The organism is Mesorhizobium sp. BAC0120 (assembly GCF_033542235.1).
Classification (GTDB): domain Bacteria; phylum Pseudomonadota; class Alphaproteobacteria; order Rhizobiales; family Rhizobiaceae; genus JAWRCU01.
The window spans coordinates 492,391-514,762 of sequence record NZ_JAWRCU010000003.1; the positions used below are offsets into that span (position 1 = coordinate 492,391).

The 22,372-nt window shown below is 63.0% G+C and carries 19 protein-coding genes; 12 read left to right on the plus strand and 7 right to left on the minus strand.

Translation table 11 applies throughout. The features are described 5' to 3' along the window. Nucleotides 1–90: 90 nt before the first annotated feature. The 3 genes from SAZ10_RS09250 to SAZ10_RS09260 all read right to left on the minus strand — a co-directional run bounded on the left by SAZ10_RS09250 (nucleotide 91) and on the right by SAZ10_RS09260 (nucleotide 3,756). Nucleotides 91–2,433: a response regulator gene (locus tag SAZ10_RS09250; RefSeq protein ID WP_318608910.1), complete on the minus strand. Its 2,343-nt coding sequence runs from the start codon at nucleotides 2,431–2,433 to the stop codon at nucleotides 91–93. A gap of 110 nt (nucleotides 2,434–2,543) precedes the next feature. Further along, complete coding sequence (locus SAZ10_RS09255; RefSeq protein ID WP_318608911.1) at nucleotides 2,544–3,461, minus strand: farnesyl diphosphate synthase; 918 nt, start codon at nucleotides 3,459–3,461, stop codon at nucleotides 2,544–2,546. A 10-nt stretch (nucleotides 3,462–3,471) separates the two neighbouring features. Then, nucleotides 3,472–3,756 carry a hypothetical protein gene (locus tag SAZ10_RS09260; protein ID WP_318608912.1) on the minus strand — a complete coding sequence of 95 codons (285 nt, stop codon included), beginning with the start codon at nucleotides 3,754–3,756 and terminating at the stop codon, nucleotides 3,472–3,474. A 161-nt stretch (nucleotides 3,757–3,917) separates the two neighbouring features. On the opposite strand from SAZ10_RS09260, the gene SAZ10_RS09265 reads away from it, so the two are divergent. From SAZ10_RS09265 to SAZ10_RS09280, 4 genes are all read left to right on the plus strand, one after another. Continuing rightward, nucleotides 3,918–4,628, plus strand: a complete 711-nt coding sequence (locus tag SAZ10_RS09265; protein WP_318608913.1) for a transglycosylase domain-containing protein — start codon at nucleotides 3,918–3,920, stop codon at nucleotides 4,626–4,628. A 259-nt stretch (nucleotides 4,629–4,887) separates the two neighbouring features. After that, on the plus strand, nucleotides 4,888–5,070 hold the full coding sequence (gene rpmF, locus SAZ10_RS09270; protein WP_318608914.1) for a 50S ribosomal protein L32: 183 nt from the start codon (nucleotides 4,888–4,890) through the stop codon (nucleotides 5,068–5,070). A 95-nt stretch (nucleotides 5,071–5,165) separates the two neighbouring features. Beyond that, complete coding sequence (locus SAZ10_RS09275) at nucleotides 5,166–5,573, plus strand: hypothetical protein (protein ID WP_318608915.1); 408 nt, start codon at nucleotides 5,166–5,168, stop codon at nucleotides 5,571–5,573. Between the two features lie 193 nt (nucleotides 5,574–5,766). Beyond that, on the plus strand, nucleotides 5,767–7,350 hold the full coding sequence (locus SAZ10_RS09280; RefSeq protein WP_318608916.1) for a gamma-glutamyltransferase family protein: 1,584 nt from the start codon (nucleotides 5,767–5,769) through the stop codon (nucleotides 7,348–7,350). 130 nt (nucleotides 7,351–7,480) lie between these two features. On the opposite strand, the gene phaR is transcribed toward SAZ10_RS09280, so the two are convergent. Then, complete coding sequence (phaR, locus tag SAZ10_RS09285) at nucleotides 7,481–8,074, minus strand: polyhydroxyalkanoate synthesis repressor PhaR (protein ID WP_318608917.1); 594 nt, start codon at nucleotides 8,072–8,074, stop codon at nucleotides 7,481–7,483. A gap of 286 nt (nucleotides 8,075–8,360) precedes the next feature. On the opposite strand from phaR, the gene SAZ10_RS09290 reads away from it, so the two are divergent. The 8 genes from SAZ10_RS09290 (at nucleotide 8,361) to SAZ10_RS09325 (ending at nucleotide 17,955) form a co-directional block, all read left to right on the plus strand. Then, complete coding sequence (locus SAZ10_RS09290) at nucleotides 8,361–9,548, plus strand: acetyl-CoA C-acetyltransferase (protein ID WP_318608918.1); 1,188 nt, start codon at nucleotides 8,361–8,363, stop codon at nucleotides 9,546–9,548. Nucleotides 9,549–9,595: 47 nt separating this feature from the next. Then, nucleotides 9,596–9,970, plus strand: coding sequence for a hypothetical protein (locus tag SAZ10_RS09295; RefSeq protein ID WP_318608919.1), 375 nt, complete (start codon nucleotides 9,596–9,598; stop codon nucleotides 9,968–9,970). A gap of 22 nt (nucleotides 9,971–9,992) precedes the next feature. Continuing rightward, nucleotides 9,993–10,715 (plus strand): beta-ketoacyl-ACP reductase, encoded by a 723-nt coding sequence (locus SAZ10_RS09300; RefSeq protein WP_318608920.1) that lies wholly within the window; start codon nucleotides 9,993–9,995, stop codon nucleotides 10,713–10,715. Nucleotides 10,716–11,384: 669 nt separating this feature from the next. Next, nucleotides 11,385–14,897 carry a helicase-related protein gene (locus tag SAZ10_RS09305; RefSeq protein WP_318608921.1) on the plus strand — a complete coding sequence of 1,171 codons (3,513 nt, stop codon included), beginning with the start codon at nucleotides 11,385–11,387 and terminating at the stop codon, nucleotides 14,895–14,897. Nucleotides 14,898–14,912: 15 nt separating this feature from the next. Then, complete coding sequence (locus SAZ10_RS09310; RefSeq protein ID WP_318608922.1) at nucleotides 14,913–15,296, plus strand: RNA-binding S4 domain-containing protein; 384 nt, start codon at nucleotides 14,913–14,915, stop codon at nucleotides 15,294–15,296. A 254-nt stretch (nucleotides 15,297–15,550) separates the two neighbouring features. After that, the gene (fdxA, locus tag SAZ10_RS09315) at nucleotides 15,551–15,889 is read left to right on the plus strand and encodes a ferredoxin FdxA (protein ID WP_318608923.1); all 339 of its coding nucleotides are present in this window, start codon (nucleotides 15,551–15,553) and stop codon (nucleotides 15,887–15,889) included. Nucleotides 15,890–16,256: 367 nt separating this feature from the next. Further along, complete coding sequence (locus SAZ10_RS09320; RefSeq protein WP_318608924.1) at nucleotides 16,257–16,829, plus strand: CarD family transcriptional regulator; 573 nt, start codon at nucleotides 16,257–16,259, stop codon at nucleotides 16,827–16,829. Between the two features lie 265 nt (nucleotides 16,830–17,094). Further along, nucleotides 17,095–17,955, plus strand: coding sequence for an RNA polymerase factor sigma-32 (locus SAZ10_RS09325; protein WP_318608925.1), 861 nt, complete (start codon nucleotides 17,095–17,097; stop codon nucleotides 17,953–17,955). A gap of 189 nt (nucleotides 17,956–18,144) precedes the next feature. On the opposite strand, the gene SAZ10_RS09330 is transcribed toward SAZ10_RS09325, so the two are convergent. The 3 genes from SAZ10_RS09330 to thiP form a co-directional block, all read right to left on the minus strand. Continuing rightward, the gene (locus SAZ10_RS09330) at nucleotides 18,145–19,629 is read right to left on the minus strand and encodes a M48 family metalloprotease (protein WP_318609126.1); all 1,485 of its coding nucleotides are present in this window, start codon (nucleotides 19,627–19,629) and stop codon (nucleotides 18,145–18,147) included. 188 nt (nucleotides 19,630–19,817) lie between these two features. Beyond that, entirely contained in the window at nucleotides 19,818–20,555 is a 738-nt protein-coding gene (thiQ, locus tag SAZ10_RS09335; RefSeq protein WP_318608926.1) for a thiamine ABC transporter ATP-binding protein, read from the minus strand. After that, nucleotides 20,552–22,168 (minus strand): thiamine/thiamine pyrophosphate ABC transporter permease, encoded by a 1,617-nt coding sequence (gene thiP, locus SAZ10_RS09340; RefSeq protein WP_318608927.1) that lies wholly within the window; start codon nucleotides 22,166–22,168, stop codon nucleotides 20,552–20,554. Before thiP ends, thiQ begins: the two co-directional genes overlap by 4 nt. Between the last annotated feature and the right edge of the window lie 204 nt (nucleotides 22,169–22,372).

Here is a 22,372-nt window from a genome sequence, read left to right on the forward strand (position 1 = left end):
GGGACAGTTTGCTTTTTTTCCGCTCGCGCGGACTCCCTGACGACAGCAGCCCTTCTGCGGAAAAAAGTAAACTGTCCCCGGACCCGATCCTTATGCCGTCTTGGCCAGCGCGTTCTCGCTGAGCCAGGTGCCGATCTTGGCGCCGAGGCGGTCGGGCGAGACCGGCTTCGGCAGGTAGTCGTCCATCCCGGCCTCTATGCACTTCTCGCGATCGCCCTTCAGCGCATGGGCTGTGACGCCTACGATTGGCGTGTGCGCACCTGTGGTGCCCTCGATCGTGCGGATGGCACGGGCCGCCTCGTAGCCGTTCATCTCCGGCATGGAAACGTCCATCAGGATGAGCTTCGGCTTCATCGAGCGATACATCTCGACCGCGGTGCGGCCATTGCTGGCGATCTTGTAGCTAAGCCCGAGCCCGTTCAGGATCTGGCCGAAGACGAGCTGGTTCACCTCATTGTCCTCGGCAATCAGTATATCGAGGGAAGCGCTCTGCTGTGCCGGCTGCTGATCGCGCATCTCGGCAGCCGCCGCGGCAACGGCCGGCGGCGGGCGCAGCACGGTGACTGCCGAATTGGCCGGCTCCGGTGCAGGTCGGCCGGAGCCATTGGCCCGAAGCACTTGCGAGCGCGTCTTCTGGATCACCGCGATCACGGTGCCGAGCAGAGCCGAGGAGCGCGCCGGCTTCGTCAGATGCGCAGAAATGCCGTAGTCGATGACCATGCGGCCGAAATCGATCTGATCGACGGAGGTCAAAAGCACGATTGGAATGCCGGCCATGTGCCTGTCCGACGACATTGCTTTGGCGACGTCCGCGCCGTTCATGCCGGGCATCTGATAGTCCAGGATGACGCAGTCGACTCGCGCGCCAAGCTTGGCGGCATGATCGAGGAAGGCAAGCCCGATCGCGCCACTCTCAGCTGCCGCACAGTCGAAGCCCCAGCTTCTGAGCTGTTCGAGCAGGATCTCGCGATTGACCTGGTTGTCATCGATGACGAGCACTCGCGCGCCGGTCACGTCGATAGGAACGATGTGCTCGTCGGCGCTCGCGTCGTGAACCGGAAGCGGCACTGTGAACCAGAAGACCGAGCCGTGGCCGACTTCGCTTTCGACCCCGATCTTGCCGCCCATCATGTCGACGAGCCGCGCCGCGATGGCGAGCCCCAGTCCGGTTCCCTCATGGCGGCGGGTCGAAGAGGAATCGACCTGCGCGAACTTTTCGAACACGCTCTTCAGCTTGTCCGCTGGAATGCCGATGCCTGTGTCCTCGACCCGGACATTGAGATGCGCGACGTCGTCCTGCACCGTCCCGGATACGTCGACCAGCACATGGCCTTTTTCGGTGAACTTGACGGCATTGCCGAGCAGATTGGTGATGATCTGCCGGAAGCGGCCGACATCTCCCACCATATGATGCGGCAGGCGCGGGTCGACGCGGACGATGAGCTCGAGATTCTTCTCCGCAATTCGGGCTGACACCAGCGTCGCCACGTCCTCGACCGCCTCGTCGAGACGGAACGGGTGGGGATCGAGGGTAAGCTGGCCGGCATTTATCTTCGAGAAGTCCAGAATATCGTTGATGATCGTGAGCAGCGCGTTGCCCGACTTCACGATGACCTCGGTGAATGTCCTTTGCCGGGGGCTGAGCTCGGTCTTGGCGAGCAGCTCCGCCATTCCGAGCACGCCGTTCATAGGCGTGCGGATCTCGTGGCTCATATTGGCGAGGAATTCGGACTTGGCGCGGTCGGCGGCCTCAGCCTTCACCAGAAGCGCCGCACATTCCTCGAAGGCACGGCGGATCGCCTTCTCCATCGGCCGGAACACCCAGACGGCGACGCCGCCCAGCGCGACGATGATGAGCCCGCTTGCCCAGGCGAGCAGCCGGTCGCTATACGCCTCGGCCTTGTGGCGTTCGTTTTCGATCGCTGTGCGGGCGCGGATCAGCATCGGCTGCGCGAACAGATCGTTCTGGTTGTGGATCTGGCGCACGCTCCACTCATCAACCTTCGCCGCGCGCGCGAGCACGCCTAGATTGCTGATGATGTCACGTGCCGACCAGAACAGGTCGCCATTGACCGACGAGGCGTCGATCTCGGTGATGGCGACCTTCGAGAGCCTCGGCCTGAGCGCGCCGAGCGTCGCTTCCATCTCCCATATTTCGGCATCGAGACGTTCGGCATGACCACGCGCCGCCGCGCCGAGCTCGGCGCTGGTTTCAGGCGACCAGATATGCGTGGTCTGCTCGGCAAAGCTCGCGGCTGCCTTCAAGTCGCGCATGAGCTGCATAAGCTCCGCGCCGAACGCGTCGATGCTGTGCCGATAGCTATTCGCCTTGTTGAGCGCAAAGATGATGGCACACGAGGCCAGCGCAAAGATCAGAATGCCCGAAAGATATCGTATCCGTATGGAACGGATGAAAAGAGCATAGTTCGGCACGCGTGCACCCCGGACACTCGAACGCTTTTTACCGGGGCGGATTACGCGTTATTTGCATTAATATTCCGTTCAGCCGGGCGGCAAAGAGTACTTTTGCCGTCAACAAACAATCATCGCCTGCGATCGGCGACGAATGCGGCTGCCGCACGCAGCATGAAGGCGCGCTCGCCATATGGTTCGAGCAGCGCCTGTGCCTGCTCGACCAGACCGAAAAGCTGGCGTTTTGCCCAATCGGCGCCGTGCAGTGCGGCAAGCGTCGCCTTGCCGGCCGCAGCGTCCTTGCCGGTCGCCTTGCCCATGGTTACGGCATCGGCCGAGAGGTCCAGCAGGTCGTCGGCAAGCTGGAAGGCAAGCCCGATCGCGCTGCCGAATTCGGCGAGCCGCTCACGATCGGCGATCTCGGCGCCGCCGGCGATCGCGCCCGCCTCACAGGCGTAGCGGATCAAGGCGCCGGTCTTCATTGCCTGCAATGTGATGATGCCAGCCTCGTCCGGCTGCGATTTCTCCGCCGCCAAGTCCAGCGCCTGGCCGCCCGCCATCCCGCCGATGCCTGCGGCCCTGGCAAGTCCGGCGACGAGCTCCAGCCGTGCCGCAGCCGGGATTCGGCTCTCCCCGGTAGCCAGGAGATCGAAGGCGTAAGTCAGAAGTGCGTCGCCCGCCAAGATGGCGGTCGCCTCGTCGAAAGCCTTGTGGACCGTCGGCTGGCCGCGGCGCAGGTCGTCGTCGTCCATCGCCGGCAGGTCGTCATGGATCAGCGAATAGCAGTGCACGCATTCAAGCGCTGCAGCTATCGTCAGCGCATCTGCCGGATCGACGTCGAAGAGCGCGGCGCTCTCCATCACAAGGAAGGGCCTGAGCCTCTTGCCGCCGTTGAGCACGCCGTGGCGCATTGCTGCGAGCAAGCCTGCCGGGCGCGCGATCTCGCCGTCCCGGACGCGCTCGTCTAGCAGCCGATCGAGCAGCGCTCCCACCTTCGCCGCGCACCCGGCGAGCACCGTCTCGAAATCTGGACTGTCGAGCTCGTACATCTGCCGACAATCAATCTGCGGCGTGAATTTTCAGTGCGGCAGTTTCCGCGGACACCTCACGCACCGCCTTTTCTGCCTCCCCCGGAAGATTTTCGAGGCTGCATCCGAAGGGAACCGGAAGCGACAGATGCTTCTCCGCATCGTCGTCCCATTCGAGCAGCACGAAGGAACGTTTCCTCCTCAAATCGTGATTGAGACCCACAATGGTTGCGCTTCGGGCCGTATCACCTGCCATCATAGCCTCCTTGCCGCATGCAAGCATGGCATACAGGAGTTCGAGTTGCGAGGCGACCACCGTTCAGGACTTGTCAAAATCAAACCGACTTGCTCACTGGAGGTATTCATTCCGTTGCACAAGGCCTTCCGCGCGTCTATGCCAACGGGGAGGAGCGGTGACAGGGGGTGCATGGCGCGTTGACCGAGCCGATCGCAGAGCCAGAGGTGGAAAGTCCGGCCATGCCGGGTAGGAAGAGGGGCATCAGCCGCGCCGGGGCTCGATTCTGGTTCCGCCGCATCTTTCTCGGCCTCATCGTGCTGGGCGCGATTCCCGCCGTGCTTACATTCGTCTATGCGCCCTCCTTCGTGCACCCGATATCCACGCTGATGATGAAAAATCTCGTCACGTTTACCGGCTATGATCGGCGTTGGGTCTCACTCGACGATGTCGCTCCGGTGCTGGTGAAGTCGGTAGTCATGTCGGAGGACGGCCAGTTCTGCTACCATCGCGGCATCGACTGGGGCGAGCTCAACGGGGTCATCGACGATGCGCTTGCCGGCGAGCTGACGCGCGGAGCGTCGACCATCACCATGCAGACGGTGAAGAACCTGTATCTCTGGCAACGCCCGCTGGGCACCGTCCGCAAGGTGCTGGAGCTGCCGCTGGCCGTCTATTTCGACGCGGTGCTCTCGAAGAGGCGGATCATCGAGATCTATCTGAACATCGCCGAGTGGGGGCCGAACGTCTACGGCATCGAAGCAGCCGCACAATTTCATTTCGGCAAATCGGCGAAATCACTCTCCACCCGCCAGGCCGCGCTGCTGGCCGTGACACTGCCAAACCCGATCGATCGCGACCCCGCGCATCCCGGCCCCGGCCTGCGAAGGCTGGCCTCGATCATCCAAAGGCGTGCCGCTCTCGGCGAGGGCCATGTGAAGTGCCTGGACTAGAGCATTTTGCAGCCAAGTGGAATCACTTGGCGTTGCACAAATGCGGCAAAAACAAACAGATAGAGCGGCAGCCCGGATTTATCCGGGCGTCAGCCGCTCTAGGAAGCGTCGCTGCCGCAAAAAATTTGGGCGGCGACGCTGGTCAAAAGCCAGGCGAGCGTGTATAGGCACGCCCACTTTCAGACCATGGTCCGGGATGACAGGCCCTTCGAGCCAGGGCATGCCGGGCTTTTGACCGTTGTTCGAGTGGAGCAATCCCATGGCAGTGCCAAAACGAAAGACTTCCCCGGCGAAGCGCGGCATGCGCCGCTCGGCCGACGCGCTGAAGGCGCCATCCTACGTCGAGGACAAGAATTCCGGCGAGATGCGTCGCCCTCATCATATCGACCTGAAGACCGGAATGTACCGCGGTCGTCAGGTGCTGGAGCCGAAGGAGCGCTGAGCCGCGCCTTCGATCGATAGGGAAATACGATGAGGCCGGCCATGTGCCGGTCTTTTTCGTTCCCCGCCAGAACTGCCGCAAACCGGATCAACACGATGCTCGGCAGCATTCCGCTCCTTATCATCCCTTTCATCCTATACAATATCGGCATCACCGGCGTGATCGGCGAAGTCGGCGGCACTCCGTGGAGGGAGGAACTCTTCTCCTTCCAGATGATGTCGGGCGGCGTCTTCACCATGACGCTTGGCGACGCGCTGATTGTGCTGGCCTTGGTGCTGCTCTTCGTCGAGGTCATAAAATCCACCCGTGCGGCCCGCGCGTCGATCCTCGATCATCTGCTCTCGACTTTCGTCTTCATCGCGTTTTTGGTCGAGTTCCTGCTGGTCAAGGATGCAGCGCACTCGGTGTTCTTCACGTTGATGGTCATCGCCCTTGTCGACGTTCTGGCGGGCTTCTCGGTTTCGCTGCGCGCCGCCGAGCGCGACGTCAGCATCGAGGGCTAGCCACCGGCGCAGGCGCCATGCCGGGGCGAGCGCTCGGGGCCGGGCGCATCGGACCGGAAACGCGCAGTGGTCTTCGACAGTCCAAACAAAGACGTGAGCGGCGTCGCGATCCAACTCGAACGCACCCGCTCACATCTGGCGTGGCGTGAAATTTCCTTTAACATCGCAAGGATAAGCGACCCGCGGGGAAAAGATGCGCCGTTTCGATCAACCAGGCCGTTCGCCCGTCTATGCCGAGAACGGGATGGCGGCGACCTCGCATCCCCTCGCCACGATGACGGCGATCGACATATTGAAGCGGGGCGGCAATGCCGTCGATGCGGCGATTGCAGCGTCAGCGACGCTCTGCGTGGTCGAGCCGCATATGACAGGGATCGGCGGCGACTGCTTTGCGATCGTGACGGAGCCGGACGGGAGCATCCACGGGCTGAACGGCTCGGGCCGCGCCGCGGCTGCCGTCGATGCGGACTGGTATCGTGCCCGGGGCTTCCGGGAAATTCCAGAGAGCGGGCCGCATCCGATCACAGTGCCTGGCGCGATCAAGGCCTGGGAGACGCTGCTTGCCCGGCTCGGCACAATGCCCTTCGAGGCTCTCTTTGCCGATGCTATCCGGTTTGCGGAGCACGGCTTTCCGGTTCATCCGCGGGTCGGCTGGGACTGGGCGCGCCATGCCGCGGCGCTTGCCGCCGACGAGGGCGGCAGGCTGCATTATCTGGTTGATGGACGCGCGCCTGCCATCGGCTCGCGCCATCGCCAGCCAGCGATGGCGGCGACGTTGAGGTCGATCGCCCGCGACGGCTCGCAAATCTTCTACGAAGGCGCCATCGCCCGCGAGATTGCCGCAACCGTCCAGAAGCGTGGCGGCTTCCTCACCGAGGCCGACCTCGCCGCCGCCTCGGCCGACTGGGTCGAGCCGGTGTCGGCGCGCTTCGCCGGTCACGAAGTGCTCGAAATCCCGCCGAACGGCCAGGGCATCACGGCGCTGATCATGTTCCGGCTCCTGTCCATGCTCGAGCCTGCTTCCGATCCGGATAGCGCCGAGCGCTACCATCTCGAGATCGAAGCCGGACGGCTCGCCTATGCGGTGCGCGACCACATGGTTGCCGATCCGGCGACCATGGTCGTGTCTCCGGCCGAACTTCTGTCTGACCGTTTCATCGAACAACTCGCAGGCCGGATCGATCGCCGCCGCCGCAATCCCGACGTGACGCTGCCGGCAATCCCCAACTCGGATACGATCTACCTGACCGTGGTCGATCGCGAGCGGCGCGCAGTGTCCTTCATCAACTCCACCTACGACGCTTTCGGCTCGATGATCGTCACCCCGGTCTCCGGTATTGCATTGCAGAACCGCGGCGCCTGCTTCTCGCTGGCCAAGGGCCACCCGAACGAGATCGGTCCCGGCAAGCGCCCCATGCACACCATCATCCCGGCCATGGCATTGAAGGACGGGGCCGCGGCAGTTTCCTTCGGCGTGATGGGCGGAGCCTTCCAGCCCGCGGGCCACGTCCACGTCTTCTCGAACCTTGTGGTTCACGGCATGGACCCCCAGGAAGCTATCGACCACCCGCGCTTGTTCTGGGGCGACGACGGCGTGCTTGAGGCCGAGCCCGGCACATCCGAAGGCGTGCGCGGCGATCTGATCGACAAAGGGCATCAGCTTCGCGATGCCGCGCGTCCGCACGGTGGCAGCCAGATGATCGTCATCGACCGTAACAGCGGTTTTCTGATCGGGGGCTCGGATCCGAGGAAGGACGGATTGGCGGCGGGATGGTAGGCAGTAGGGCAGTAGGGCAGTAGAAATGGTCCATGCCGGCTTGTACCTGCAAGTCATTTCTTACCGCCGCCGACGACTGAGGAGATTTGCTCTAAACCCCTACTGCCTTATTGCCCTACTGCCTTACTTTTCACCCCATCGAATCGATTTTGCGCTGCATGGCAGCGATCTGCGCCTTCAGTTCCTTGAGCTCGTCGGATTTTTCGTTGGTCTTGGGCTGCTCAGGCTCTGAACCCTGGGGCGCATTCGGGAACGGCGTGAAAAGGCGCATGGCGTTCTGGAACATCTCGATATTGCGGCGCGCCTGATCCTCGATCGCCTTCATCGGAGTCGCGATCTTCATCATCTCCATCGGCGACTTGCCGATGCTTGCCTTCAGCTGTTCGCGGAATCGCTCCTGTTCTTTTGAAAAGGCGATCATCGACTGCTCGAGGAAGCTCGGCACGATCATCTGCATCTGGTCGCCATAGAAAGAGATCAGCTGGCGCAGGAACGATATGGGCAGCATGTTCTGCCCATCCTTGTTCTCGAGCTCGAAGATGATCTGGGTAAGCACCGAGTGGGTGATATCCTCGCCGGTCTTGGCGTCCTGTACGCTGAAATCCTCCCCCTTCTTCACCATCTCGGCGAGATCCTCGAGCGTCACATACGTGCTCGTTCCCGTATTGTAGAGGCGGCGGTTGGCGTATTTTTTTATGACGACCGGTTCGTCTTTTGCAGGCATCCAGTATCCTCCCAGGACCTCGGCTTTTGCGTAAGCGGCCGGTAACGAATAGTGCCGTTTCGTGAGGATATGCGCAAAATCGCTGCAATTGAAAGTGAATTGTGCAGTGCGGCAAGCCCGACCATGGCGCAGATCACGCTATTTCGCGTTCTTGTGTAGCGCGAAAGCCGTTATCCTGCTTTCCTGCCCCTGATCTTCGATTTGACTCAAGTCGTGGAACGGGCAAGAAACATCTACCAGACACTCCTTATATAGGGGTGTCTTACCCGCATCCCTGGAGACCACGATGTCCATTTCCAAAGCAATTGTCGTAGCAAGTGCCGCGCGCACGCCGGTCGGCTCCTTCAGCGGCTCCTTCGCCAATACGCCGGCGCATGAGCTCGGTGCGGTCGTCATCAAGGAAGTGCTTGCGCGCGCGGGCGTTGAGGCCGCCGAGGTGGAGGAGGTGATCCTCGGCCAGGTGCTCACTGCCGGCCAGGGCCAGAACCCGGCGCGACAAGCTTCGATCGGCGCCGGCCTTCCCAAGGAAACGACCGCCTGGGGCATAAACCAGGTCTGCGGTTCGGGCCTGCGCGCAATTGCGCTGGGCATGCAGCAGATCGCGACTGGCGACGCCAAGGTCATCGTGGCGGGCGGGCAGGAATCGATGTCGCTCTCGCCGCACTGCCAGCATCTGCGCTCCGGGACGAAAATGGGGGACCTGAAGCTCATCGACACTATGATCAAGGACGGGCTCTGGGACGCCTTCAACGGCTACCACATGGGCATCACGGCGGAGAACGTCGCCCGCCAGTTCCAGATCACCCGCGAAGCGCAGGACGAATTCGCGCTCGCGTCGCAGAACAAGGCGGAGGCAGCGCAGAAGGCCGGCAAGTTCAAGGATGAAATCGTGCCGGTGACCGTCAGGGGGCGCAAGGACGACGTCGTCGTCGACCAGGACGAATACATCCGTCATGGCGCCACGATCGAGGCCATGCAGAAGCTCAGGCCCGCTTTCGACAAGGAGGGGACGGTGACGGCCGGCAACGCCTCCGGCATCAACGACGGCGCCGCGGCGGTCGTGCTCATGACGGAAGAGGAGGCAGTCCGCCGCGGGTTGAAGCCGCTGGTGCGCATCGCCTCCTGGGCGACGGCCGGGGTCGATCCGCAGATCATGGGCACCGGCCCGATCCCGGCCTCGCGCAAGGCTCTGGAGAAAGCGGGCTGGAAGGTTGGCGACCTCGATCTGGTCGAAGCAAACGAGGCGTTCGCCGCTCAGGCCTGCGCGGTGAACAAGGAACTGGGCTGGAACCCCGAGATCGTGAACGTCAATGGCGGCGCTATCGCCATCGGCCATCCGATCGGCGCATCGGGTGCCCGCATCCTCAACACGCTGGTCTACGAAATGAAGCGGCGCGGCGCGAAAAAGGGGCTCGCGACGCTCTGCATCGGCGGCGGCATGGGCGTTGCAATGTGCCTAGAGGCTCTGCAGTAAAGGAGGTCGAGACGGGCGTCGCGATCAGCTCAGAGGCGGGAAGCGGCATGGGAAAATCGGTTTACGGCAGCGCCGTCATGGCAGCCTGCGGTCTTGCCGCCGCTTCCGTTCTCGTCTGGCCCATGCCTTCGGCGGCGCAGCAGGTCGACTCGGCTGCGCTTACCGAATGCCTCGTCGCCAAGACGGCCCAAAATCACATTGATGCGATGAAGCGACTGATGATCAGCGCCCTTCAGGACGACAGCGAAAAGCTGAGAGCCGAAGCGACGAGCTACGGCAGCATCATCGTCCAGCTTGCAATCGACAACTGCAACATCCCTGCCTCACAGCTGACAGATCCGGCGGTCGACGACACCATCGCCAGATATGGCGAGAAGATCGGCGAAAAGATCATGACGGACGCTTTCACCAGGATAAAATGACGTAGAGCAACGGGAGGACAACATGGCGCGAGTGGCTCTCGTGACTGGCGGGTCACGCGGCATCGGCGCGGCCATATCGGTGGCGCTGAAGAATGCGGGCTACAACGTAGCCGCGAACTATGCCGGCAATGACGAGGTTGCGGCGAAGTTCAAGGTCGAGACAGGCATTCCCGTCTACAAATGGTCGGTGGCCGACTACGAGGCTTGCGCGGCGGGCATCAGGCAAGTGGAGGCCGACCTGGGCCCGGTCGACATCCTCGTGAACAATGCCGGCATCACCCGCGACGCAATGTTCCACAAGATGACGCGCGAGCAGTGGAAAGAGGTTATCGAGACCAACCTCTCCGGCGTCTTCAACATGACGCACCCCGTCTGGGGCGGCATGCGCGAGCGCAAGTTCGGGCGTGTCATCATCATCTCTTCCATCAATGGCCAGAAAGGCCAGGCGGGCCAAACCAACTACTCGGCCTCGAAAGCCGGCGACATCGGATTCACGAAAGCGCTCGCCCAGGAAGGTGCGCGCGCGGGCATTACCGTCAACGTCATCTGTCCGGGCTATATCGCGACCGACATGGTCATGGCAGTGCCTGAGAAGGTGCGCGAGCAGATCGTCGCTCAGATCCCGACGGGCCGGCTGGGCAAGCCGGAAGAGGTGGGGCGCTGCGTCGTCTTCCTCGCCTCGGATGAGGCCGGCTTCATCACCGGCTCGACGATTACCGCCAATGGTGGGCAGTACATCGTCTGAACGGCTAGCGGCATAGAGAACGAACGGCGCCGTCTGGCGCCGTTTTCTTTTGCGCGAGAGTCCCGTTTCGGCACGAAATCGTTAACGACGGATTTCGCATTCCTGTGGACAAGGCCGGAGCAAACTGTGAACCGTCGGTGGACGAGCTGTGCACGGCACAAGATATAGCCGTGAACGAAAAGAGAAATCGCTGCCGTGAGTGATTCGTCGCTGATTCGTTCCGCCTTTGATCGAAGCGTTAACACAGGCCCGCGAAACCGGGGCCGCCTTATTCACAGATGATTAACTTTCGTCAATGAAATCATAATTTTAGATGAAGGCGACCGGCGATGGCCGAGACCGCCGACGCAATGGTTAACGCCGGTGCGAAAAATCGCATCGACTCAACTGTTAGCCGATTCAGCATGTGGTGAGGTTTATCCACAGCCCAACTAGATATTGCGGTGAACAAAACCTGAATCCGAACGAGTCAGTGATTCGTCGCCGATTCGTTCCAGACTCGTTCCGGCGGTTAACGGGGCAACGTTTCTCGCGCGGCGTGTGAGGAATTCCGCTTGGGTTGATCGCCCAATTTCCTGTAAGTGTCGCGCCTTCGGAAGTCGCTTGCGTCGAACGCCAGCCGACCCCATCTGCGGATGATCAAGCCGAAAAGGCCATCGAAGCTTCTTCATGAATATTCAATCAAAAAGCGCCGAAGCCCTCGTCCTCTCGGGCCGCGACGTCACGGCAGTGCTCGGCCCCACCAACACCGGCAAGACCCACCTCGCCATCGAACGAATGGTGGCGCATGAGAGCGGGGTGATCGGGCTGCCGCTTCGGCTGCTCGCGCGCGAGGTCTATGGTCGCGTTTGCGAAAAAGTAGGCGCGTCGAAGGTGGCGCTGATCACCGGCGAGGAGAAGATCGTGCCGGCAGGTGCAAGGTACTCGGTCTGCACCGTCGAGGCGATGCCGCGCGAGACTGATGCCGCCTTCGTAGCAATCGACGAGGTGCAACTCGCTGCAGACCTTGAGCGGGGTCACATCTTCACCGACCGAATCCTGCATCTGCGCGGTGGTCAGGAGACGCTGCTGCTTGGCGCGGCGACCGTGCGGGGTATCCTCGAGCGGCTGCTCAAGGGCATCTCGGTCGTCACGCGTCCACGCTTGTCGCATCTTGCCTATGCCGGCGAGAAGAAGCTCACCCGCCTGCCGCGCCGCAGCGCCATTGTCGCCTTCTCGGCTGACGAAGTTTACGGCATCGCCGAATTGATCCGCCGCCAGCGCGGCGGAGCGGCCGTCGTGCTCGGCGCGCTTTCGCCACGCACCCGCAACGCCCAGGTAGCGCTCTATCAGTCCGGCGATGTCGACTACCTCGTGGCGACCGACGCGATCGGCATGGGTCTCAACCTCGATGTGGACCATGTTGCCTTCGCCCAAAAGAGGAAATTCGACGGCTATCAGTTCCGGGATCTCTCGGCAGCCGAGCTCGGCCAGATCGCCGGCCGCGCGGGGCGGCACGTGCGCGACGGCACTTTCGGGGTCACCGGTCAAGTCGATCCTTTCCCAGACGACCTTGTCGCCAAGATCGAAGGCCATGATTTCGAGCCGGTGAAGGTTCTGCAGTGGCGCACCGCCTCCTTCGACTTCTCCAGCCTCGAAGCCCTGCGCCGCTCGATCGAGATGCCCTCCCCGATCGACGGGCTCACCAGGGCACTTCCCGCTGTGGACCAGCAGGCGCTCGAACGGCTCGCTCACGATCCCGAGATCAGCGATCTCGCCACCTCACGCGAGCGGGTAGCGCTTCTGTGGGAAGCCTGCGCGCTGCCGGACTACCGCAAGATAGCGCCGGCGCAGCATGCCGACCTCATCGCATCGATCTATACTGACCTTGTTCGGCTCGGCCATGTCGACGAAAGTTACATGGCCGAACAGGTAAGGCGCGCCGATTCCACCGATGGCGATATCGATACGCTGTCGCACCGGATTGCGCAGATCCGTACGTGGACTTTCGTCTCGAACCGGCCCGGCTGGCTTGCCGATCCGGCACACTGGCAAGAAAAAACGCGTGAGATCGAGGACAGGTTGTCGGATGCGCTGCACGAGCGGTTGACGAAACGGTTCGTAGATCGCAGGACTTCCGTGCTCATGCGGCACCTTAGAGAGAATACGATGTCAGAAGCCGAAATCAGTCCCGCCGGCGCAGTGCTGGTCGAAGGGCATCACGTCGGCGAATTGCAGGGCTTTCGCTTCACGGCCGACCAGTCGGCTGGCGGTGAGGACGCCAAGGCGGTCAAAGCCGCCGCGCAAAAAGCGCTGGCGGCCGAGTTCGAGGCGCGTGCGGAGCGGTTCGCGGCTAGCGCAAACGGCGATATCGCGCTCGGCTCGGATGGAGTCCTGCGCTGGATCGGTGCGCCGATAGGCACGGTGGTTTCCAGCGACGACGTGCTGAAACCGCGCGTGGTGCTGCTCGCCGACGAACAGCTCACCGGTCCTGCGCGCGACAAGGTCGCAGCGCGGGCCGACCGCTATGTCGAATACCAGATCAATTCGCTGCTCAAGCCTCTGGTTGATCTGAAAAGCGCAGAAACGCTTTCCGGGATCGGCCGGGGGATTGCCTTCCAGCTGGTCGAGAATTTCGGCACGCTGAACCGCCGCGATATCGCCGACCAGGTCAGGTCGCTCGACCAGGAAGGGCGCGCCGCGCTCAGGCGCCTCGGCGTGCGGTTCGGCGCCTATCATATATTCATTCCCGCGCTGCTGAAGCCGGCGCCTGCCGGGCTCATCACGCTGCTCTGGGCGCTAAGCAACGACGGCAAGGACAAGCCTGGATTTGGAGACGTGGTCAACCTGCTGGCCGCCGGTCGCACCTCTGTCGTCGTCGACACAACCTTCGACCGCACATTTTATAAGCTCGCCGGCTTCCGTGTGCTTGGCCGGCGCGCCGTGCGCGTCGACATATTGGAGCGCCTTGCGGATCTGATTCGGCCGACGCTCGCCTGGAGGCCCGGACAGGGCCAGCGTCCCGACGGCGCCTTCGACGGCAGCAGTTTCACGGTCACGCCACCAATGATGTCAATCCTTGGCGCGACCGCCGACGATATGGAAGAGGTCTTGAAGGGGCTCGGCTATCGCGCCGACGCAAAGCCTGCTGCCGAGGTGAAAGCGAAGCTGGCCGCCCTCGACGAGGCGGCGCGCGCTGCCGCCGAGGCTGCAAGGGCCGCGGCGGAAGCCGCCGCCAAGGCGGAAACCGAGGCGGCCGCCCGGGCGGAGGCGGAACAGGCGGCCGCGCTGCAAGCCGAGGCGGCCGAGGGCGAAGATGCTGCGCTGGCCGGCGAAGGGGAACATATCCCGGCGCCACAAACCGGACCGATCACCGAGGAAATGGTGCAGCACGACACGGAGCCTTTCGACAGACCGGAGCTGGCCGAGCCGCCGCATCATGATCATGCCGGCGAAGCGCTCACGGTACCGGAAAGCTTCATCAGCCACGCTCATCCTGAAGAGGCTGCAGAGCTGCAGGCCGAGGCAGCCGAGGGTGAGGATGCCGCGCTCGAGGGAGCAGACGGTTTCGCGGCCCCCTCGCGGGAAGATCGCGTGCCGGCGCAAGGGATCGGGGCCGCAGGCCCTGATCTAGCCGCTCCATCTCCTGCCGCTTCGGTGGATCAGCATGTGCTGGAGGCCGATGCGGGCGAGGTTGTCTCCGCAGAGAACAGCAGCGCCGCTGCAGTACCCGCCGAACCGGTCGAAGAGCCCAAGCCGATCCTGATCTGGCGGCCCGGCCGTTTCGAGCGGCCCTCCCATCGCCAGGAAAAGCGCGGCCGCGGTCATGGCCGCTCGGCCGAGATGCGCGGCCGCGATACGAGCCGTCATGGCGAAGCGCCATCTGCCGATGGCGCCCGTCAAACGCAGCCGGGCCGGCGAGACGGACGCCCGCAACGTGAACGGGACGATGGCGGCAAGGAACGCTTCGATCGCAAGTTCGGCAAGGAGGGCCGGCGCACCGGCGACCGCCGCGAAGGCGAGCGCCGGGATGACGAGCGCAGGGGCAAGGAAGGGTTTGCTGGGCGCAACAAGAATACTCGCAATGCCGGCGAGCGCGGCAAGACGTGGTCGACCGACAAGCGCGAGGAACGTAGCCCGCGCTTTGATCCCGATTCACCTTTCGCCAAACTCGCCGCTTTGCGCGACCAGCTCAAGAAATAGGTGGCTCCTGGCCAGATGAGTGGCGAAGAACGCCAGCGCATCGACAAATGGCTGTTTTTTGCACGCGTCGTCAAATCGCGCTCTCTGGCGGCGAAGCTGGTTCAGGCGGGGCGCGTACGCGTCAATCGCGACAAGGTCGAGCAGGCCGCACACGGCGTGAAGCCGGGCGACGTGCTGACCATCACGCTCGACCGGCGCGTCCTGGTCTATCGCGTCACCGCCTGCGGAACTCGCCGCGGTCCGGCCGAGGAGGCGCGCCGGCTGTATGAGGATGTCAGCCCGCCGGCCGCCGATCGATCAGCCCCTCCGGATGCCACCCCGCCGCTGCGCGAAAGCGGTTCCGGCAGGCCGACGAAGAAGGAACGGCGCCAGACGGACAGGCTCCTTCCCGACGATTGATGGCGGGCAAGGCCGATCGGCCTGCGGCATGATCCCGGAAGTTGCAGATCCGATCATGCCCACAAAAGCTGGAGCGCGATAAATGGCTCTGTTCCATTCATCGCGCTCTGGTCGATTTCTTAGGTGATCATGTCGCGGCAAAGACGTTCTTCCATTGGCTGATAGGGCAGGATCACTGCCCTTGCCATCAACCGGCAAAGTCGCTACCTCACGCGCGACCGAGACCGGATACGGACTGCCTGGGAGCATTCCCCATGACCTACGTCGTCACCGACAACTGCATCAAGTGCAAGTACATGGACTGCGTAGAGGTTTGCCCGGTCGACTGTTTCTACGAAGGCGAGAACATGCTCGTCATCCATCCGGACGAATGCATTGATTGTGGCGTGTGTGAGCCCGAGTGCCCGGCCGATGCGATCAAGCCGGACACCGAGCCCGGACTTGAGAAGTGGCTGCAGATCAATTCCGAATACGCCGAGAAATGGCCGAACATCGCATCGAAGAAGGAGCCGCCGGCCGACGCCAAGGAATATGACGGCGTGGAAGGTAAATTCGAGAAATTCTTCTCCGAGAAGCCTGGAGAAGGCGACTGACACACGACCGCTGGTAGAACAGCTACCACCTGAATTTGCTACTCGCGTTAAGCGTCGGTCGCGCCGCGAGACGTGCTGCTTTCGTTTCCACAAGCAAATTGTTGATTCTTCCACCTTTTTGTGGTAGAAGTCTGAAACCTGCCAGTGGCACAGCATCGATTCAGGGCGCGGAAGCGTTATTCATTGCAAAGCGAAGTTCTCGTTCGGGACCAGGGCAACCTGAGCCGGTTGCGTCTTTTTTGTAGCTGGCCGGCTCAAGATTCTCCGAGGCTCTTCGCGTGCCTTGCGGCATTGATCGGGGCCGTCTGACGGCCCATTAGTTCCGTCGGCTGGGAGTGCCGGCGGCTGAACAGGAGTACAGGGCGTAATGGCAATTCAGCAGAAAAAGTCGGCGCAGCGTCATGGCTTTAAGACCGGCGAGTTCATCGTTTATCCGGCGCATGGCGTCGGCCAGATCGTGGCCATCGACGAGCAGGTAGTGGCGGGCCATTCGCTCGAGTTGTTCGTCATCGATTTCCAGAAGGACAAGATGCGGCTCAAGGTGCCGGTGGCAAAGGCGACCTCGATCGGCATGCGCAAGCTGTCCGAGACCGATTATGTCGACCGTGCGTTGAAAGTCGTGCAGGGCCGCGCACGCGTCAAGCGCACCATGTGGTCGCGCCGCGCGCAGGAATATGATGCCAAGATCAACTCCGGTGACCTGATCTCGATCTCGGAAGTCGTACGTGATCTCTATCGCGCCGACAACCAGCCCGAGCAGTCCTACTCCGAGCGCCAGCTCTACGAGGCTGCCCTCGACCGCATGGCGCGCGAAATCGCTGCCGTGAACAAGATGTCGGAGACCGAGGCGGTTCGCCTGATCGAGGTCAATCTCAACAAGGGCCCGCGTCGTGGCGCCAAGGCCGACAACGAAGAGACGGAGCAGGAAGAGGCGGCGTAAGCAAGGGCCTCTCTTCGGCACTACGCGTTCGAGACCCGGCCACCGCGCCGGGTCTCTGCTTTTAGGGCCCAGGAATCGGACTCCTCCAAGGGCTTCAAAATAGCGGCACTAATCCGAAAGTCCTATCCGGAGCTTGGAACGATTTCCCTCCGCAAGCGTTCGGGATTCAGCAGGGTTGCGTTCCGGCGTCGGACCCAGGTCCAGCCGAAGGATGTGACTTGCGATAGCCTTAGTTATTCTCATCTCGCAAAATCGGGGGTTCTCGATGAGGGACGACCTGGCCAAGCGAAGCTTGATCCGCGCTGCTTTGGCAGCGCCTTACCTGGACAGGGAGGAGGAACGGGACCTTGCCGTGCGATGGAAGGAAGACGGCGACCAGCAGGCGCTGAACCGTATTGCCACAGCCCATATGAGGCTGGTGATCTCCATGGCGGCCAAGTTCCGTCATTTCGGCTTGCCGATCGGTGATTTGATCCAGGAGGGCCATGTCGGCCTGCTCGAGGCGGCCGCACGGTTCGAGCCGGAGCGAGAGGTCCGCTTCTCAACCTATGCCACATGGTGGATCAGGGCCTCGATCCAGGATTATATCCTGCGCAACTGGTCGATTGTGCGCGGTGGCACCAGCTCGGCCCAGAAAGCCCTGTTCTTCAACCTGCGCCGTCTGCGGGCACGGCTTGCGCGGGGGCCGGAAACGCGTTCTTCGACATCGTTGTACGAGGAGATATCGACCACCCTCGGCGTCCCCATCGCTGATGTGGCGATGATGGATTCCCGCCTGTCCGCGCCGGACACATCGCTCAACGCTCCGCTGGTCGACGACACCGCTGCGGACCGCATGGATTTCCTTGTCTCCGACGAGCCTCGTCCGGACGAGATCGCCGAAGAGACGATCGATGTGGAGCGCCGCTCGATATGGCTCAACGATGCGCTCGGCGTGCTCAACCCGCGCGAGCTTCAGATCATTCGCGAGCGCCGGCTCAAGGACGAAGGCGCCACGCTGGAATCGCTCGGCGAGACAATGGGCATCTCCAAGGAGCGCGTGCGCCAGATCGAAAGCCGGGCCATGGAGAAGCTGAAATCGGCCCTGGTGAAGGCCAACCCTGCCTTCGTCTCGCAATCGGCCTGACCAAGCCGTGCGGCAATTCGATTGACGCAGCCGCAGATTCGTTGGCGGACTGGCGCGGCCTGACACTTTGACCGTCGGCGCCGCCCCATCTGCCTGCCGGCATCTTCTCCCGCAAGCAAACCTACATCACATCGCCAGGCATCAACCGCAGTCAGGCTGAGAGGGCGCAATCGGTTGCTTGGCGCCCGCTCAATACTGATCGGTGATGATCTTCACCTTCTGACCAGCCGACAGGCTGGCGCCGGGGGCGAGCTCGTTGAGGACACGGAACAGCTCGAGCTTCTTGTCGACGCCGCTCATCGCGGCCGCCACCGAGCCGACCGTCTGACCGGCCTGCACGGTCACGACCTTGATGCGCAGCGGTTTCAGCGCTGCCTTTTCAGCGGCGCTGAGCACCTTGAAGCTCGAGCCGACATATTGCGCGACATCGTCGAGCTGTGGGCTCTGCTGCGGAGCGGCAGTGAGCAGGCGATAGACTTGGCCGTCGGCACGGATCACCGTGATGTCGAAGCGCCAGCCACCGGCGGCAGCGCGCGCGATCGCCGCCTCGTTGCCATTGATGGTCTCGGAGCGGACACTCGTCTCCTCCAGCCCTGCCACCCAGCCGCTTTTCACGTAATCGGTGAGCGAGATGTTCTTGTCTATTGCCACGCCGTCGAAGCGCACCGCGATGTCGCCCGGACCCGTCGCAGTGACCGCGGCAGCAGAATTGTCGATGACGAAACCTTGAGGAACCGAGAAGGAGACCCCGAGTCTGGGATGCAGGAAGGTCGTGCCGCGCACATAGCCCTCGTCCGGCGTGTCGCCGAACAGCATCCCGTCGACGCCGGCGAGGAAGGGCTCGCGATCGCGATTGCCGATGCCGGGAGCGCCAAACTGCCGGGCGTGCTGCATGGCCAAATCGATGCGTTGCGGGGCATTCGGGTGGCTCGCCAGGAAATCGAGGCTGGCATCCGAGGCGCCCGTGACGCTTCGCAGGTCGGCATAGGCCTGCATCGATTGCAGGAAGCGTGCCGCCGCGAACGGATCGTAGCCTGCGCTGCCGGCCGACTTGATGCCGATGGCGTCGGCTTCCAGCTCCTGGTTGCGCGAGAATTGGGCAAGCCTGAGCTTGCCGCGGATCAGCGCGGCCTTCGCCGTCGGTGATTCACCCAGCACGTCGGAGACGACCTTGGTGGCCAGCGCTTCCTCGGCTTCCAGCTTCTGACGCTGCAGGCCGTGATTTGCCGTCACATGACCCATTTCATGCGCAATGACGGCGGCAAGCTCGGACGAATCATTGGCAAGCGCGAGCAAGCCGCGCGTCACGTAGAGATAGCCCCCGGGCAAGGCGAAGGCGTTTACGTTGGGCGAGTTGAGAATCGTGATTCGGAAGGTCTGCGTCGGGTTGGACGAAACCAGCGTCAGGTTGCCGACGACCTTCGCAACCATACGCTCGAGCTTGGGGTCGGAATATTCACCGCCATAGGTTGCAAGAATGCGCGGATGCTGGCCCTTGGCGAGCTCGACCAGCTTGTCGTTCTTGCTGACATTGTCGAAGGTGACCGGGTTGTTGGACGGTTGGAACGCCTGCTCGCGGACTTCGGTGCCTATGCCCAGTATCTGGCAGCCGGCGAGCAGCGCGGCGGTGCAGACCGCCACGGCAAAGCGCAAGCTCCACCGGGCCTGTGGCATCAAATAGTCGAGGCGCGTCACGCGTGGCAGCAGAACGGCTTCCTTTCGCTTCTCAGGGACAACTCGCACCCCATCGCCATTGGCTCGTGCCGAACCAGCCCCGCTCTAGCAACACTCTCGCAATCGATACAACAACGCGAAGCAAACTTTCGCTTTCTGCGTGTAAATTATGTCTGCCTGGCGGCAAACTATCGTGATTGCGCAGGCCGTTGTTCGGAACCGACATAGCGCCTGAATGCCTCCGGGCTCTTCTCGGCAAAGAAAAGATGCGCTTCGTCCTGAGCCGCGACAACCCCATTCTCGAGAAAAACGATTCTTTGCGCGGCACGCCGCGCGTCTTCGGGATGATGGGTGACGAGAAGGGTCGTCATCCCTCGCTCCTTTTGCACCGATATGGTGAGGTCGAGCATTTCGTCCCTGAGCGCAGGCCCGAGCGATGCAAAGGGCTCGTCGAGCAGCAGCACCGGCCGGTTGCGCACCAGTGCACGGGCGAGCGCGACCCGCTGGCGCTCCCCGCCCGACAGCTCGCGCGGCAGCCGCTTCTCCTTGCCGGCGAGCCCGGTGCGGGCGAGTGCGTCCGCAATCTTCTCGCGATCCGCGACAGTGAGCCTGAGGGCCGGCGAGATGCCCAACCCGACATTGGCGGCAACATCGAGATGGGCAAAGAGATTGTTCTCCTGGAAAATCATTGAGACCGCCCGCGCCGACGGCGGCAGCATCGTTACATCGTCGTCGCCGATCAAAATGCGGCCGCGCCGCGGCGTCTCGAATCCGGCGACGAGGTTGAGCAGCGTCGATTTGCCCGAGCCGCTCGGTCCCAGGACCGCGGTGATCGTGGTCTCAGGGAATGCCACGTCGAAGCTGAAAGCCTGTTCGCCATAGCTGAAGGAGACGTCCTCGAGCCGCACCGCTACCCCTTCGCTCATGCCCGCTCCTTGCCGAAATGATCCGCCGCCGCCATCAGCGAAAGACATGCCAGCGCGATGATCAGCGCCAGGCCCGCCGCATCGGCGGTGCGATAGCTGCCCATCCGTTCGAGGAGAAGGAAGGGCAGCGTCTTTACGGCATCGCTGCCGAACAACGCAATGACGCCGAGGTCGCCGAGCGAGAGCGCCATTGCGAAGGCGAAGCCGGTGAGCAACGGCCGGCGGATCGACGGCCAATCGACGAGCCGATAACGATCCCACCCAGAGATGCCGAGCGAGGCCGCAAGGCGATCGTGACGTTCCGCCGCGGCGTCGTGGGCTGGGCGGATCGCCCGCACGACAAAGGGCATCGCCATTACGGCGTTCACTGCGATCACCATGAAGGGGGCGATAAGGAAGACGTCGCCGATATGGCGGACGAGCACGAACCAACCCGCGCCGATGACGATCGGCGGCACGACCAGCACGAAGCCGGCGCCCGCGTCCACGGCGTGCTCGAGCAATGAACGCCGCTTGCCGCGCCGTCTGCCTTCAAGCGCACGCCGAGCGCCGACCAGCGCCAGCGACATGAGCGTAGCGATCAGGCCAGAGAGGATGGCGAATGTCAGGCTGGTGATGCAGGCACGCTGGAGCGATGCTTCGCCGGCGAGCCGGGCAAGGTCGGCGGCAAGGCCGGACACCAGGATAGCCGCAAGGGGACCTATCACGAAGGCTGTCGCCACCAGTATCAGCACAGCATTCGCCAGCATCTCGGCCGGCGAGACCGACACGTATCGGCGCGGCGAAACACCGGGATTGGCTTCGCGCGCCGGATCGCGGCCGAGCCGCGTGAGCAGCCATACCGTCGCCAGGGTGAGCAGGATCTGTCCGAGCGTGAGCGCCACCGCGCGTGCAGGATCGAAGTCGAAGCGCAGCGCCTGATAGATTGCCACCTCCAGGGTCGTCGCCGCCGGGCCGCCGCCGAGGGTGAGCACGATGGTGAAGGATGTGACGCAGAGCATGAAGACGAGCCCGGCGACGCCCGGCAAGCCTGCCCTGACGGCAGGCCATTCGATCAGCCGGAAAGACGGCCCGGCGCCCATGCCGAGCTGGCTCGCCAGCCGCCATTGATCGGCCGGCACCGCGTCGAGCGCTTCCAGCAGGAAGCGCGTGGCCAGCGGCAGGTTGAAGAATACATGCGCGACGAGAATGCCGGAAAGGCCGTAAATTCCCGGCCAATCGCCTCCCGAGAACGCCGAAAGCACGCCCGCAAAAAATCCCGCCCGCCCGAACAGCGACAGAACACCTAGCGCGGCGACGATCGCCGGCAAGGCAAGTGGCAGCGCGAAGAGCCGCAGGATCAGCCCCCGCCCGGGGAATGCGGGATGCCGCGACAGGGCCCGCGCGATCAAGATCGCCGGACCTACCGACAGCAATGTGGAGAGCGCCGCCTGCCAGAGCGTGAAGATCGCCACGCGGACGAAATAGGAATCGAGGGCGTCGAAAGCGGCAGGAAGGTCGGATGCACCTTCGATGAGAAGGCCGAGCAAGGCGCCGCCGATGAGGATGGCGATTGCCGCGAGGGCCGCAACGCCGGCGAGGATGCGGGGCTCGGGGCGATTAGCGGGGCGCATCGGGGATGCCGCAGAGGATGAAGGATGTGGAGAGCGCGAAACCTACGCCGGTTGGTGCCCTACGTTGCCCCCCTCTGTCCTGCCGGACATCTCCCCCACAAGGGGGGAGATTGGCTGTCATCAAGGGTTTCGCCAATCTCCAACGTCGCCGATTGGCGAAACCAAATCGGCCGTCCAATCTCCCCCCTTGTGGGGGAGATGTCC

Excerpts from the sequence above, each read along its gene's own strand:
- SAZ10_RS09295 (WP_318608919.1), top strand. The coding sequence starts at position 9,596 with ATGGGAAAATCGGTTTACGGCAGCGCCGTCATGGCAGCCTGCGGTCTT.
- thiP (WP_318608927.1), bottom strand. The coding sequence starts at position 22,168 with ATGCGCCCCGCTAATCGCCCCGAGCCCCGCATCCTCGCCGGCGTTGCG.
- SAZ10_RS09305 (WP_318608921.1), top strand. The coding sequence starts at position 11,385 with ATGAATATTCAATCAAAAAGCGCCGAAGCCCTCGTCCTCTCGGGCCGC.
- SAZ10_RS09325 (WP_318608925.1), top strand. The coding sequence starts at position 17,095 with ATGAGGGACGACCTGGCCAAGCGAAGCTTGATCCGCGCTGCTTTGGCA.
- SAZ10_RS09300 (WP_318608920.1), top strand. The coding sequence starts at position 9,993 with ATGGCGCGAGTGGCTCTCGTGACTGGCGGGTCACGCGGCATCGGCGCG.
- SAZ10_RS09280 (WP_318608916.1), top strand. The coding sequence starts at position 5,767 with ATGCGCCGTTTCGATCAACCAGGCCGTTCGCCCGTCTATGCCGAGAAC.
- SAZ10_RS09255 (WP_318608911.1), bottom strand. The coding sequence starts at position 3,461 with ATGTACGAGCTCGACAGTCCAGATTTCGAGACGGTGCTCGCCGGGTGC.
- fdxA (WP_318608923.1), top strand. The coding sequence starts at position 15,551 with ATGACCTACGTCGTCACCGACAACTGCATCAAGTGCAAGTACATGGAC.
- phaR (WP_318608917.1), bottom strand. The coding sequence starts at position 8,074 with ATGCCTGCAAAAGACGAACCGGTCGTCATAAAAAAATACGCCAACCGC.
- SAZ10_RS09310 (WP_318608922.1), top strand. The coding sequence starts at position 14,913 with ATGAGTGGCGAAGAACGCCAGCGCATCGACAAATGGCTGTTTTTTGCA.
- SAZ10_RS09290 (WP_318608918.1), top strand. The coding sequence starts at position 8,361 with ATGTCCATTTCCAAAGCAATTGTCGTAGCAAGTGCCGCGCGCACGCCG.
- SAZ10_RS09265 (WP_318608913.1), top strand. The coding sequence starts at position 3,918 with ATGCCGGGTAGGAAGAGGGGCATCAGCCGCGCCGGGGCTCGATTCTGG.
- rpmF (WP_318608914.1), top strand. The coding sequence starts at position 4,888 with ATGGCAGTGCCAAAACGAAAGACTTCCCCGGCGAAGCGCGGCATGCGC.
- SAZ10_RS09275 (WP_318608915.1), top strand. The coding sequence starts at position 5,166 with ATGCTCGGCAGCATTCCGCTCCTTATCATCCCTTTCATCCTATACAAT.
- thiQ (WP_318608926.1), bottom strand. The coding sequence starts at position 20,555 with ATGAGCGAAGGGGTAGCGGTGCGGCTCGAGGACGTCTCCTTCAGCTAT.
- SAZ10_RS09320 (WP_318608924.1), top strand. The coding sequence starts at position 16,257 with ATGGCAATTCAGCAGAAAAAGTCGGCGCAGCGTCATGGCTTTAAGACC.
- SAZ10_RS09330 (WP_318609126.1), bottom strand. The coding sequence starts at position 19,629 with ATGCCACAGGCCCGGTGGAGCTTGCGCTTTGCCGTGGCGGTCTGCACC.